This window comes from Frondihabitans australicus (assembly GCF_003634555.1).
GTDB lineage: Bacteria > Actinomycetota > Actinomycetes > Actinomycetales > Microbacteriaceae > Frondihabitans > Frondihabitans australicus.
The window spans coordinates 4,023,645-4,036,723 of the sequence record NZ_RBKS01000001.1; the positions used below are offsets into that span (position 1 = coordinate 4,023,645).

Genomic DNA, 13,079 nt, shown 5'->3' on the forward strand with positions numbered 1-13,079 from the left:
GGGCCTATCGGATCTGGAAGCCCTCTGCCAGGCGCCCGCCCATGATGTACTTCCGGGCGACGAGCAGCAGGACGACGGAGGGGATCGAGAGCAGGATCGCGAACACGGCCGCGACCTGACGGGGGTAGTTGAGCACGAGCGTGTACATCTCGGTCGGCATGGTCAGGTACGTCGGCGCGCCCACGAGGTAGGTGCCCTGCGCCTCGTCGAACGAGGCGAGGAACGACATGAGCACGGCGACGAGGATCCCGGGCAGCGCCATCGGCAGCGTCACCCGCAGGAACGTGCCGAGCCGCGAGGCGCCGGCGTCGCGCGCCGCCTCCTCGAGGTTCCGGGGCACGGCCGAGAACGCCGCCGCCGGGATCCAGGTCATGAAGACCACCGTCCCGATCAGCTGCACGATCACGATGCCGAGCACCGAGTTCATGAGGTTCAGCCCGTAGAAGAGCGACGCCATCGAGACGAACAGCCCCATCTTCGGGAACGCGTTCGTCGCGAACAGCCCGATCAGGAAGAACCGCCGACCCGGGAAGCTGAACCGCGAGAACGCGTACGCCGCCGGCAGGCAGATCACCATCGAGCAGATCACGACGATCGGCGTGAACCAGAGCGAGTTCTTCACGGCGGCCGCGAGCGACGGGTTGTCGAAGACGACTCCCCACCAGCGCAGCGTGAAGCCGGTCGGGGCGAGCGCCGGGTAGTTCCAGGTCACCGCGAACGCGTGCGCGGCGAGCCACACCAGCGGCCCCAGGATGAAGACGGCCACGATCGCGAAGACCACGGCGGTGACGATGCGGCGCAGGATCCGAGAGCCTGCCCGCGGAGGTGTCATCGCGCTCATCACACCCTCCCCTCCTTCTTGGCGGTGCGGAAGTTCGCCCAGACGTAGAACACGGCGATCCCGGAGGCCATGAGGAACACGATGACCGCCATGACCACCGACTCCTGCGGCCGGTTGTACGACTGGAAGTAGCTGGAGATGTCGACGCCGAGCATGCTCGGCGCGTTCGGCCCGATGAAGTACGGCACGGTGAACGAGCCGATGACGCCGATCGCCGTGAACGTGCCGGCGATGACGAGCGGTGTGCCCGCCATCGGGATCAGCACTCGGGCGATCACGGCGCGGGTCGAGGCGCCGGCGTCGCGGGCGGCCTCGATCATCGCGTCGGGCACCGCCTGGATGCCGGAGGTCGCCATGAGGGTGGCGAACGGCAGCGAGGTCCAGATCGAGCCGATGACGACGCCGGTGGTGGTGTAGCCCCAGATCGGCGCCGAGATGCCGACGTGGATCAGGAGTGTGCGCAGGAACCCGTCGCTCGCGTAGAAGGTCAGGATCGCCCACGACGCGATGACGACCGGGATGAACATCGGCACGACGGCGAGTCCGACGAACACCGACGCGAGGCGTCCGCCGCGCAGGCGGAGGTTCAGGGCGAGGGCGACGGAGACCACGAGCGTCACCGCCGTGGAGATCGCGGTGACGGCCAGGGTCACGCCGAGGTCGCGGAAGAAGCGGGGGTCCGAGAAGACGTCGCCGTAGGCGGCGACCGTGCCGAACCAGGTGGTGGCGGTGCGGGTGCCGGTGCCGATCGCCGCGATCGTCGAGTTCAGGCCTCCGGTGAACCCGAACGTGAAGCCGATGGCGAGCAGCACGGGGAAGCCGACGAAGACCGCCAGCAGGACGATGGGCGGCAGCGCCATGAGGAATCCGACGCCTGCGCGGCGGGTCTCGGTGGAGACCCGCCGCGAGGTGCCGATCCGGGCGGGGCTGCCGGATCGGAGGGCCGTCACTTGCCGGGGACCTTGGAGTTCCAGAGGTTCGACATGTCGGCCGAGGTGGTGCTGTAGTAGCTCGGGCGCAGCGTCGAGGGCGACGCCGCGGCGAACTGGGCGCGGGTCGAGGCCGGCACGTTGTCGAGCGAGATGACCGGGTACCCGGCGATCGACTTCGCGATCAGCGCCTGGCCCTTCGACGAGAGCACGAAGTTCGCGAGCTTCTCGGCGACGGCCTTGTGGGCGGCCGTCTTCGGGATGCCGAGGTACGACGCGCTGCCGGTGAACGACGGGTTCGAGATCTGCGTGTACTTGATGTTCGAGCCGAGGGTGCCGCTGTTCTTCGCGGTGATCACCTGGTCGCTCCAGACCGGAGCCATCTCGATGCCGCCGGTGCCCAGGAGCTGCAGCACCGCGTCGTTGCCGTTCGGGTAGACGCCGTTCTGGTACATCGACTTGTTCAGCGAGGCGAGCTCGTCGAAGCCCTTGTCCCACTGCGACTCGTCGTCCTTGTCGTACGTCGTCTCCATCTTCTTCCGGGTCGACTCCGAGAGGTACTTGTCGAGCACGGTGGTGACGAAGGCGCCGCCGGAGCCGCCGGTCGACGGCGAGTTGTAGGCGAACTGGCCGGGGTTGGCCTTGATCCACTTCAGGAGAGCGTCGAGCGTCTTCGGCGGGGTCTTCACCTTGTCGGCGTCGTAGGCGAGGAGCACGGAGGAGGCGCGGTAGGGGATCCCGTAGCCGTCGCCGGCCTTCACGGTCGCGGCCGGGACGGTGGCGAGGTTCGAGATCTTCGTCGACGAGACGTTCTCGAGGAGGTTCGCCGATCCCGCGGCCTGGATGAAGCCGGCGTCGATGAGGTCGTAGCCCGGGTCGTCGCCGGCCTTGACCGCGCTGGTGAGCTTGGCCAGGGTCTGCGCGTCGTGCTCGCCGTGGAGGTCGAGCTGGGTCTTGACGGTGGCGCCCGGGTTCGCCTTCTCGAAGGCGGGGATGATCGCGTCGTCCCAGAGGCTCTGCACGTTGGTGTCACCCGAGATGAAGACGGTGACGGTGCCCTTGGTGCCGGTGACGGCCTGGGAGGTGGCGGCGGTTCCGACGGAGGCGGAGGTGGTCGGTGCGCACCCGGCGAGGGCGAGCGTGGCGGTCGCTGCGGCCGCGAGGGCCACGAAGGTACGGCGTCTGGTCACGGGGATGTGAGTCCTTCGGTCGGGGGAATGCGAATCGCATCGTTTCGATGCGTGCGAGGAGAGTGTGCGCAGGCGCCGTGACCTCCGCGTGAACGAAACGTTGCGATCGAGTGAGATCGGCGCGAACACGGGCCTCGGACGCCGCTTCCCTCAGTACTGTGACCGAATGACCACCACAAGCCGTCGACGCGGAGTGACCATCGCCGACGTGGCCAAGCGCGCGGGCGTCTCCACGTCGACGGCGTCGCTCGCGTTCAGGAGCACCGGGTCGATCACCGACGAGACGCGTCGCCGGATCCTGCTCGCCGCCTCCGAGCTCGACTACGCCGGGCCGAACCCGACGGCCAGGTCTCTCAAGAGCGGGCGCTCCGGCATCGTGGGCGTCGTCGTGGCCGAGAGCATCCGCCGCGCGTTCCAGTCGCCGGTGACGATCGCCACGATGGACGGCCTGAGCGAGGTGCTCGACGAGCTCGACGTGGGGCAGCTCCTGCTCCCGGGCCGGGCCGACTCGCTCGGGCGGGGCCGGCCGCTCGACACCATGCCGGTCGACGCGGTGGTCTTCGTCACGCGCGGCGAGGAGTTCGACTCGCTGCTGGCAGGTCTCAAGGCCCGCAGGATCCCGATGGTCGGCATCGAGGGCCCCCACCTCGACGGCATCGTCCTCATCGACATCGACGACGCCCGCGGCACGGCCGAGGTGGCGCACCACGTGCGCTCCCTGGGCCACGTCGACGTCGGAGTGGTCATGCGCACCACCCGCGTCGGGGAGCACGTGCCCCCGGGCGCCCCGGAACCCGTCGCCCGGGGCCTCGAGGCGATCGGCAACCGGACGATCCGCGAGCGCCTGCGGGCGACCGCGTCGGTGTTCCCCGACGCCCGGCGGGTGGAGGCGGGAGGCCGCGACCTCGAGGCCGGGGCGGTGGCCGCGGGGCGTCTGCTGGACGAGCCGGTGTCGGGTCGACGGCCCACGGCGATCCTGGCGCAGAACGACATGCTCGCGGCGGGGGCACTGCGGGCCGCGGCCGCCCGGGGGCTGCGCGTGCCCGAGGACCTCACGGTCACCGGCTTCGACGGGGCCGACCTGCCCTGGCTCGAGCAGCGCCTCACGACGATCGAGCAGCCCCTCCACGAGCGCGGCCGGCGTGCCGGCCTCGCGGTGGGGGAGCTGCTCGCGGGAGGGTCACCGGCGAGCGTGGTGCTGCCGGTGACCCTCCGTGTCGGCGAGACCTCGGGGCCCGTGCCCCGGGGCTCGCGCTAGTTGTTCGACGGCGGCGTCGCGAAGCCCGAGACGTTCGTCAGGTTCAGATCGCCCAGACCGGTCTGGTTGTCGTAGCCGGTGCCCACCTTGAGCGACGAGTCGGCGCCGAAGGTGACGACGTAGCTGCGGTCGCTCGCGGTGTAGGCGGCGAGAGCCGGCTTGGCGCGGCCGAGAACGTCGGTGAAGGTCGACGGCGACGACGAGTGCAGCGAGTAGAGGATCGGGTTCGCGAAGCCGATCCGGGCTCCGGTCGCCTGCTGGATCGCCGCCATCTGGGCGACCAGGATCGGCGTGGCCAGCGAGGTGCCGCCGGCGACGGCGCCCTTCCACGAGCCGGTCGCGTAGGTGACGCTCGAGGTGAGGGGGTGGTAGCCGATCGCGAAGCCGGTGTACGGGTCGGCGAGAGCCGAGACGTCGGGCACCTGGCGGCGGGTGGAGGTGGTGACGCTCGCCTGGTAGGCGGGGCGCGAGGTGATGTTGCTCGTGCCGCCGCCGGCGCCGCCGGTGAAGACGCCGGGCAGGGCGTAGCGGTACTTCTTGTTCTTGCTCGGGCCGACGATCACCTGGTCGAGCGAGTCGCCCCAGCCGGTCTCCCACGCCACGGTGTTGTTCTTGACGACGGCCGCGGCGGTGCCGCCGACGGCGGTCACCCACGGCGACGAGGCCGGGAAGTCGGTCGAGATCTTGCCACGGAGGTTGATCGACTCGTCACCGCTGTCGCCCGAGGCGAAGTAGAGGCCGACGCCCTCGCCCGCCGCCTGGAGCTGCAGGTTCTCCTCGCCCTGGATGATCGGGTCGTCCAGCAGCGGCTCGCCGACACCGCCGTAGCTGTTGCTCACGAGGTTCGCGAGGCCCTGGTCGAGGACCTTCGAGAGGGCGAGGTCCATTCCGGCGCCGCAGTCCGTGGCTCCCTGGTAGACGACGTTGGCTCCCGGCGCGACCGCGTGCACGGCCTCGACGTCGAGGGTCTGCTCGACCTGCCAGCCGCCGACCCCGCCGCAGGCGGTCTGCGAGGTGAAGGTGCTGCGCGAGGGCGTGAGGTCGACGTACTGGCCGGCCGCGAAGCCGTTCTCCTTCTTCAGGGCGGAGTACGTGTTGGCGTCGCGGAGGACGCTGGGGGCGCTGTAGGCGTCGATGATGGCGACGGTCTGACCGGTGCCGCTCGTCTTCGTCGTCTTCGTGATCGCGCGGAGCTGGGTCGGCGTGTAGCCGCAGTTCGCGGTGCCCGCGCTGGTCGAGCCGTAGGCGGTCGGGATCTTGACCATCTTCTGGCCGGCGTAGGCCGAGCACGGGGTCGACAGCAGCGGGGTGCCCTTGGGCTGGCTCAGGGTCGCGGCCAGATTCTGGAGTCCCGTCGTGCCCGTGGCTCCGCCGGACTGCGTCGCGGTCTTGGGGCGGGTGAGCAGACGACTCTGGCTGAGGCTGATGCCGGAGATGTGAGCGGCGTAGGTGCTCGGGATCGACGGGGCCGTCGACGGGGCGACGACGTCCTGGCCGTCCACCGAGTACGTCTCGAGCTTGGTGCCGAAGGCGGCGTTCACCTGCGCCTGGGTGCCGGTGAAGACGATGTACTGGCGGCTAGCGGGGGAGCCGGTGACCGTGAGGCCCTTGCTCTGCAGCATCGAGAGCTCGGAATTGAAGGTCGCCTGGGTCGGCGCGTACTTCGCGATCCAGTCGGAGGGGCTGAGGTACTGGCGGTACTGCGAGCTCGTCGGGTCGGACACGGCCGCGGCGAAGGCCTCGGCGCCGGCCTGGTCCTGCAGGGAGAGGAAGACCTCGCCCTGGACCCGGGCGGTCGAGGAGGCGCTCGACGACGTCTTCGGCGACAGGTTCGCCTTCGTCGCCCAGCTGGGCACGGCGTTCGCGTAGGCGGTGAGAGTCGAGGCCTGGGCGCTCGAGGCGCCGATGGCCGAGAGGCCTCCGGCGGTGAGGGCGGCGAGCGCGACGACGGCGGCGGTGCGCCTGGCCGTGCTTCTCGATCTGAGCGAACGACGAACGTGCATGGATGTGGTCCCTTCCCCTGGACTACAGGGGTGGATCCCCTCGCCGAGAACCGTAATCGGGGCCGTCAGGGGCCAGTAGGCCCCAATGCGAGCGCCCCCCGAAGGGGCCCTCCCCGGGTTGGGGGGAGCCCTTCGAGGGGCGCTTTGCTAGGGGTGCCGCGTTGTCCGGCGGCGCTCGGGATTACGCCGCGAAGGCGTAGCCCGAGGGCTGGACGTCGGAGGCCTGCAGGATCGTGCGGCTCGGCTCGGCGACCCAGGTGCGGCCCGGGATCACCCAGCCCTCGGCTCCTGCGGCGCTGACGCGCTCGCCGATGTGCAGCGGCGCGCCGAGGTCGGTGCGCGGGATCCGGACGACGAACTCGCGGGCGGCGTCGTCGACGACGACGAACTCGACGAGGTTGTCGTGGGTCAGGACGGGCGTCGAGGCGACTGCGCCTTCGATGCGGAGGAGGTTGATGGTTGTCATGGTGCTGTCTTTCGATGTCGGTGGCGACGGCCGGCGCGTGAGCGCGTGTGCTGTCGCGCACGCCGGAAGTCGGCGTGCTGTGGGCCGGTCTCGCAAGACCTGCCGGTGCTCGGTGGAATGCGCGCGACGCGGGGTTCCCCGCGAGTCGTGATCGACTCCGCAGGAGGCCCTCGTCTGGCGGACGAGCGTGGTGTGGCGGTCAGAATGGCCGCGGCGCAGGGAGAGAGTCTGCGTCAGAACACCAACCAAGAGACTAGCACACGGCAACGTCTGTGTCGAATCTGGAATGCCACCCCACATCGGGGGCCTCAGGAGCCCGGCGTCGCCAGCAGCGAGAGCATCGTGCCGAACGCGGCGCTCATGTCCACACCCGGGTCGTGCATCCACTGCAGCTGGAGCCCGTCGCTCATCGCCACGAGGAGCCTCGCCGCCGCCTCCGGGTCGATGTCGCCGCGGACCTCTCCGGCGCCCTGGCGCTGCCGGACGGCGTCCGCGAGGTTCGCGACGATGTCGGCGTAGCGCTCGCCGATGTAGGCGTGGCCCGGGTGCTCCGCGGCCTCGGACTCCACGACGAGGCGGGAGTACAGCTGCACGAGGCCGGGAACGGTCTGGTTGTACTGCACGGTCGCCGTGAGCAGCGAGAGGCTGTCGCCGCCGGGCGGGAGGAGGTGGGCGGCGTCGGCCGCGTCGCGCTCGCGGAGCACCTCTTTCAGGAGGTCCTCGCGCGAGTCGAAGTAGTGCAGCACGCCCGCCTTGGTGAGCCCGACGGCATCCGCGATCTCCTGCAGCGAGGAGTTGCGGTAGCCGCGCTCGGCGATCACGCGCAGGGCGGCCTCGAGGATCTCCCGGCGCTTCGCGTCGCCCTTGGCATAGCGGCGGATGGGGGCGTCACTGGTCACCCGTCGAATGTACAGGCGCCCGATCCTGCCCTCGAAGGTGAAGCCCTGGTGAATGTCGGTGGCCGGGGGAATACTGATTGTCACGACCCGTTCGAGCTGTAGACCGCTGCCACGATCACTGTCAGGACTCCTGTGACGAACACCACCCTCTCGACCGACTCTCCGACCACCGCCGCGTCGCCCGACGCCGACGCCGGGCGCAACCGCCTGGTCATCGGCCTCCTGCTCGTGTCGGCGTTCGTCGTCATCCTCAACGAGACGATCATGAGCGTCGCGCTGCCGCGGCTCATCGTCGACCTCCACGTGACGGCGGCGACGGCGCAGTGGCTGACGACCGGCTTCATGCTGACCATGGCGGTCGTGATCCCGATCACGGGCTTCCTGCTCCAGCGGTTCACGACGCGCGCTGTCTTCATCGCCGCGATGTCGTTCTTCAGCGCGGGCACGCTCATCGCGGTGGTCTCGCCCGCGTTCCCCGAGCTCCTGGCCGGCCGGATCGTCCAGGCCTGCGGCACGGCGATCATGATGCCGCTGCTCATGACCACGGCGATGACGCTCGTCGCGCCCGAGCACCGCGGTCGCGTGATGGGCAACATCTCGATCGTCATCTCGGTGGCGCCCGCGATCGGCCCGACCATCTCGGGGCTGATCCTGCAGGCCTTCAGCTGGCGCTTCATGTTCATCTTCGTGCTGCCGATCGCGATCGCCGCGCTGGTGCTCGGCACCGTCAAGATGAAGAACGTCACCGAGGTGCAGAAGCACAGGCTCGACGTCGTCTCCGTCATCCTCTCGGCGTTCGCGTTCGCCGGCCTGCTCTACGGGCTCTCCAGCGTCGGCGAGGCGGCCTCGGGCACGCCGCAGCCCGTTCCGCCGATCGTCCCCGTGGTCGTCGGCGTCGTCGCGCTCGCCCTGTTCGTCTGGCGGCAGCTGCGGCTGGCTCCGCGCGGCGTCGCGCTCCTCGACCTGCGCACCTTCACGTCGTCCACGTTCACCGTGTCGATCGTCATGATGGCCATCAGCATGCTGGCGCTGTTCGGCACGCTGATCATCCTCCCGATCTACATGCAGAGCGTCCTCGGGCTGTCCACTCTCGACACCGGTCTGCTGCTCCTGCCCGGCGGCGTGGTCATGGGCGTCCTCGCCCCGTTCGTCGGGCGGCTGTACGACCGGGTGGGGCCGACGCCGCCGCTGATCGCCGGCTCGATCCTCACCAGCGGCGCGCTGTGGATCATGGCGATGGTGCTCCGCGAGGGCACGCCGGCCTACGTGATCCCGTTCGTCCACGTGCTCCTGAGCATCGGCCTGGCGCTGACCTTCACCCCGCTGTTCACGGCCTCGCTCGGCTCGGTGCGCCCCGACCTCTACTCGCACGGCTCCGCGATCCTGGGCACGGTCCAGCAGGTCGCCGGCGGCATCGGCACGGCGCTCTTCGTCACGCTGCTGTCGACCGGGGCGGCGGCCGCCGCGAAGGGCGGCGCGAGCGTCGTAGCTTCCACGGCGTCGGGTGTTCAGACGGCGTTCCTCGTGGGTGCGATCATCTCGCTCTTCGCCGTCGCCGCGTCGTTCTTCGTCCGGAGGCCGGTCGTGCCGGAGGGCGCCGCGGTGGTCGTGGGCCACTGACCCTAGGCACGTCGCCCGCGCGCTCCTGCGCCCACCTCTCGTCGATGCGCCTCCTGGGAACCTTCCAGGAGCCGCATCGTCGCGTCATCGGGGCCGCATAGCGTCGGGCGCGAGGCTCGGAGTCCACTTCTCAGGAGGACTCCATGACCGCACACGCCGGCCCGTACCGCGGGCACGTCGAGCGCACCGAGCGATCGGCCGTCGCCCGGGTCGTGCTCGGCCGCCGCACCGACCCGCAGTGGGTCCGCCCCTCGCTCTGGGCGCTGCTCGTCGTCACCGCCCTGCTCTACGTCGTCGACCTGTCCGCGAGCGGCACCGCGAACAGCTTCTACGCGGCGGCAGTGCAGGCCGGGTCGAAGAGCTGGAAGGCGATGTTCTTCGGCTCGCTCGACTCCTCGAACTTCATCACCGTCGACAAGCCGCCGGCGTCGCTCTGGGTGATGGACCTGTCGGCGCGGATCTTCGGCTTCTCGTCGTGGAGCCTCCTCGTTCCGCAGGCCCTCGAGGGGGTGGCCAGCGTCCTCATCGTCTTCGCGACCGTGCGGCGCACGCTCGCGATCCTCGGTGCGCGCCTCGCCGCGGCCGGCGGGCTCCTCGCGGGCGCGGCGCTCGCGTTCACGCCGGCCGCGGCGCTCATGTTCCGCTTCGACAACCCCGACGCGCTGCTGGTGATGCTGATGAGCCTCGCCGCGTACTTCACCGTGCGCGCCCTTCCCCGGGCGAGCTGGAAGTGGCTCGCCGCAGCCGGTCTCGTGCTCGGCTTCGCGTTCCTCACCAAGATGCTGCAGGGGCTCCTGGTCGCTCCCGCCTTCGCGCTGGTCTACCTGCTGGCGGCGCCCACCGGCGTCTGGCGGCGGCTCCTGCACGTGCTCGGTGCTATGGCCGGCGTGGTCGTCGGCGCGGGCTGGTGGGTCGCGACCGTCGCGCTCTGGCCGGCCGACGCGCGGCCGTACATCGGCGGGTCGACGGACAACTCCGTGCTGCAGCTCGCGTTCGGCTACAACGGACTCGGCCGGTTCTTCGGATCGGGTGCGGGCAACGGCGGAGGCGGCGGGATGGGCGGCACGGCCGGGTCGTCGTTCGGCGGCTCGACCGGCCTCACCCGGCTGTTCTCGAGCGAGATGGGCCTCGAGATCTCGTGGCTGCTGCCCGCGGCGCTGCTCTTCACGGTGCTCGGCATCGTCGTGGCCGGGCGCCGGTCGCGGGTCGACCTGGTCCGCGCCGGATTCGTGATGCAGGGCGCCTGGCTCGTCGTGACCGGGCTGGTGTTCAGCTACACGAGCGGCACGATCCACCCGTATTACACGGTGGCCCTCGCGCCCGCGATCGCCGCCCTGGTGGGCTCTGGCGGCGTGCTCCTGTGGCATCGGCGCTCGTCGTGGCTCGGGCGGCTCGGGCTCGCCGTCGCGGTGGCGGGGACGGGTGCGTGGTCGTTCCGCCTGTTGAGCGAGAACGCGTCCTGGCTGCCGTGGCTGCGCTGGGTGCTCCTCGCCGGGTCGATCGTGGCCGCGCTGGCCTTCGTCGTCGGCTCGATCGCCGCGTGGCGACGAGTGACCCTCGCCGCCGCGCTGTCGGGCGCTCTGTTCGCGCTCGGCGGCTCCGGCGCCTACGCCCTCGCGACCGCGTCGGTCGCCCACTCGGGCTCCATCCCCAGCGTCGGGTCGACGTCGTCGAGCGGGTTCGGCGGCGGCGGAGGGGCCGGCGGCCCGGGTGGTGCGGGCGGCTTCGGGGGCGCAGGAGCAGGCAGCACCGACTCCGGCGACACGTCCGGCGCCGGCTCGACCGGCTCCCGCCCGAGTGGCGAAGCGCCCTCGGGCGAGATGCCTTCGGGCGAGATGCCGTCCGGCGCAGCTCCATCGGGTTCCGACGGCGCGGCCCCGTCCGATTCCGATGACGCGGCCCCTTCCGGTTCCGACGGCGCGGCCCCGGAGGCTCCGGCCAGTGGCTCGGGCGGGAGCACTTCGTCCTCCTCAACCGCGCTCGACACTCTGCTGAAGAAGTCGACCGCTCGGTGGGCGGCCGCCGTGAACAACGACCAGTCGGCGGCGACCCTCGAGCTGTCGAGCGGCACCGCGATCATGGCCATCGGCGGCTGGAGCGACGATCCGACCCCGACGCTGTCGCAGTTCGAGGCCTACGTGAAAGCCGGAGACGTCGGCTACTACATCGTCAGCGGCTCCGGCATGGGCGGCGGCACAGGAGGCACGTCGACCGCCTCGAAGATCGCGGCCTGGGTGGAGGCGCACTACACGGCGAAGACGGTCGGCGGCTACACCGTCTACGACCTCAGCAGCCCGACGTCCTGAGTGCCTCTACGCGGCGACGACCGCCTCCTCCTCGCGGGTCGCGACGGCCTCGTTGGCGAGGCGCACGCGGCGCCGCGAGAGCAGGTGCGTGATGAGCGCCAGGCCGAGGCCCGCCGCAGCCCACAGGCCGAGGCGCACGATGTCCCACCCGAAGGCGTGCCCGGGGAAGTACTGCAGCGTTTGAGCCGCATCGAGCCATGCGGCTCCGTTCCAGAAGGTGTTCAGCCCGGCGAAGAACCGCGGCATGAGCGCCGGCGCGAAGATACCGCCCGACGAGGTGAAGTTGAGCATGACGAAGAGCATCGTGAGCGCGGCGGTCGTCCAGTGCCGCAGGAGCGGGTGGAGCCCGACGCCCAGCAGCACGATCGCGAGCGAGTAGAGCCAGCCGACGGCCCAGATGCTCCAGACCTGCCCCTCCACCACGTGGTAGATCGGGCCGGCGACGGTGAGGGCGATGCCGGAGACGATGCCCGACATGACGAACGAGGTCACCAGGCTCCAGCGGATGCCGAGACGCGAGGCGAAGGCCGCGACCGCGGCCGCCGTGGCGTACGAGCCCACGCTGAGGCCGACGAGCAGGAAGAACAGCCCCTGCCCGGTCGAGTCGTGCTCGGCCGAGGGCACCACGTCGACGACGGTGAAGGGCAGCTTCGACTGGTAGGCGATCGGCAGGAAGATCTTCTGGGCGACCGACGCCGACGTGTCGCTCGCGGCCGTCGAGACCAGCAGCGTGGCCGAGGTCGCCGTCGGCTCGTAGGCCGCCGTGATCGTGCGCGACTCGATCAGCCGACGGGCCTCGGCGTCGGTCGCGACGGTGCGCACGCTGAGTTCGTCGGGAGCCCGGTCGGACAGCGTCTGCGCGAACACCTGCGTCGCGGGCTCGTTGCCGACGATCGCGACCGGCAGGTGGTGCGGCGTCGGCTGGTGGAAGGCGCCGAGGTACGCCAGCGACATCCCCACCGCGAGGAAGAGCGGCACCAGGATCGCCGCGCCGAACGCCCTGAAGACAGCGACCGGCGTGCCGAGGAACATGCGTGGTCCACGTGGCTCCGACGGCTCCAGCCGGTGGGCGCTGTGCGAGTCGTCGTGCGGCGACGGCGCGCGCAGCGCGACGGTCTGGGTGGGACGGGTGGACAGGTGGCTCGACACGGCATTCCTTCGACGAAGCGGGTTAGTGTTGCATAATGCAACAAAGAGCCAGCGTACACCCGATCGGTAGGCTCGTGAAGGTGACGGAACGACCCGGCGTCGGCACGCGCGACGAGCGCATGGAGGCCGTCTACGCCCAGATGGAGGCGATCTCGCGCCGCGCCGTCGCCCGCAACCGACGCACGTCCGCGCCCCTCACTGTGGTCCAGCACACGCTGCTCACCTTCATCGCCTCGACCCCCGCCTGCCGCTCGATCGACATCGCGCAGGCCCTCCGCCTCAACCGCTCGACGATCTCGCGTCAGGTCGGCGACCTCCTCGAGCTCGGCCTGGTCGAGATCGGCGACGACGTCGGGTCGGGCGCCGAGTCCGGCTCAGCTCAGGCGACCAGGGGGGCAGGAGCCGAGAGAACCGCCCG

The 13,079-nt window shown here is 70.6% G+C and carries 11 protein-coding genes; 4 read left to right on the top strand and 7 right to left on the bottom strand.

Annotation, left to right across the window (positions count from 1 at the left end):
* Positions 1-4 precede the first annotated feature (4 nt).
* From C8E83_RS19065 to C8E83_RS19075, 3 genes are read right to left on the bottom strand one after another with little or no spacing between them, the layout of a single operon-like run.
* Complete coding sequence (locus tag C8E83_RS19065) at positions 5-841, bottom strand: ABC transporter permease (RefSeq protein WP_245981839.1); 837 nt, start codon at positions 839-841, stop codon at positions 5-7.
* A complete protein-coding gene (locus C8E83_RS19070) occupies positions 841-1,791 on the bottom strand; it encodes an ABC transporter permease (protein WP_121371641.1) in 951 nt (316 codons plus the stop codon). Before C8E83_RS19070 ends, C8E83_RS19065 begins: the two co-directional genes overlap by 1 nt.
* A complete protein-coding gene (locus tag C8E83_RS19075) occupies positions 1,788-2,960 on the bottom strand; it encodes an extracellular solute-binding protein (protein ID WP_121371642.1) in 1,173 nt (390 codons plus the stop codon). Before C8E83_RS19075 ends, C8E83_RS19070 begins: the two co-directional genes overlap by 4 nt.
* Before the next feature lie 166 nt (positions 2,961-3,126).
* Between C8E83_RS19075 and C8E83_RS19080 the strand changes: the two genes are divergently transcribed.
* Positions 3,127-4,218, top strand: a complete 1,092-nt coding sequence (locus C8E83_RS19080) for a LacI family DNA-binding transcriptional regulator (RefSeq protein WP_121371643.1) — start codon at positions 3,127-3,129, stop codon at positions 4,216-4,218.
* Here C8E83_RS19080 and C8E83_RS19085 read toward each other — a convergent pair.
* The 3 genes from C8E83_RS19085 to C8E83_RS19095 form a co-directional block, all read right to left on the bottom strand.
* Complete coding sequence (locus C8E83_RS19085; RefSeq protein WP_121371644.1) at positions 4,215-6,221, bottom strand: S53 family peptidase; 2,007 nt, start codon at positions 6,219-6,221, stop codon at positions 4,215-4,217. The genes C8E83_RS19080 and C8E83_RS19085 overlap by 4 nt on opposite strands.
* Positions 6,222-6,402: 181 nt before the next feature.
* Positions 6,403-6,687, bottom strand: a complete 285-nt coding sequence (locus C8E83_RS19090) for a hypothetical protein (protein ID WP_121371645.1) — start codon at positions 6,685-6,687, stop codon at positions 6,403-6,405.
* A 308-nt stretch (positions 6,688-6,995) separates the two neighbouring features.
* The gene (locus C8E83_RS19095) at positions 6,996-7,586 is read right to left on the bottom strand and encodes a TetR/AcrR family transcriptional regulator (protein WP_121371646.1); all 591 of its coding nucleotides are present in this window, start codon (positions 7,584-7,586) and stop codon (positions 6,996-6,998) included.
* Between the two features lie 132 nt (positions 7,587-7,718).
* Between C8E83_RS19095 and C8E83_RS19100 the strand changes: the two genes are divergently transcribed.
* Together C8E83_RS19100 and C8E83_RS19105 are read left to right on the top strand one after the other, a co-directional pair.
* Complete coding sequence (locus tag C8E83_RS19100; RefSeq protein WP_121371647.1) at positions 7,719-9,206, top strand: MDR family MFS transporter; 1,488 nt, start codon at positions 7,719-7,721, stop codon at positions 9,204-9,206.
* A 143-nt stretch (positions 9,207-9,349) separates the two neighbouring features.
* Positions 9,350-11,512, top strand: coding sequence for a glycosyltransferase family 39 protein (locus C8E83_RS19105; RefSeq protein WP_121371648.1), 2,163 nt, complete (start codon positions 9,350-9,352; stop codon positions 11,510-11,512).
* A 6-nt stretch (positions 11,513-11,518) separates the two neighbouring features.
* On the opposite strand, the gene C8E83_RS19110 is transcribed toward C8E83_RS19105, so the two are convergent.
* Positions 11,519-12,661 (bottom strand): YhgE/Pip domain-containing protein, encoded by a 1,143-nt coding sequence (locus tag C8E83_RS19110; RefSeq protein WP_121371649.1) that lies wholly within the window; start codon positions 12,659-12,661, stop codon positions 11,519-11,521.
* 80 nt (positions 12,662-12,741) lie between these two features.
* Here C8E83_RS19110 and C8E83_RS19115 point away from each other — a divergent pair.
* The coding region (locus tag C8E83_RS19115; protein WP_170160018.1) for a MarR family transcriptional regulator at positions 12,742-13,079 on the top strand (338 nt) is incomplete at its 3' end.

Coding starts and splice junctions, on each gene's coding strand:
- C8E83_RS19090 (WP_121371645.1), bottom strand. CDS start 6,687: ATGACAACCATCAACCTCCTCCGCATCGAAGGCGCAGTCGCCTCGACG.
- C8E83_RS19065 (WP_245981839.1), bottom strand. CDS start 841: ATGAGCGCGATGACACCTCCGCGGGCAGGCTCTCGGATCCTGCGCCGC.
- C8E83_RS19085 (WP_121371644.1), bottom strand. CDS start 6,221: ATGCACGTTCGTCGTTCGCTCAGATCGAGAAGCACGGCCAGGCGCACC.
- C8E83_RS19080 (WP_121371643.1), top strand. CDS start 3,127: ATGACCACCACAAGCCGTCGACGCGGAGTGACCATCGCCGACGTGGCC.
- C8E83_RS19105 (WP_121371648.1), top strand. CDS start 9,350: ATGACCGCACACGCCGGCCCGTACCGCGGGCACGTCGAGCGCACCGAG.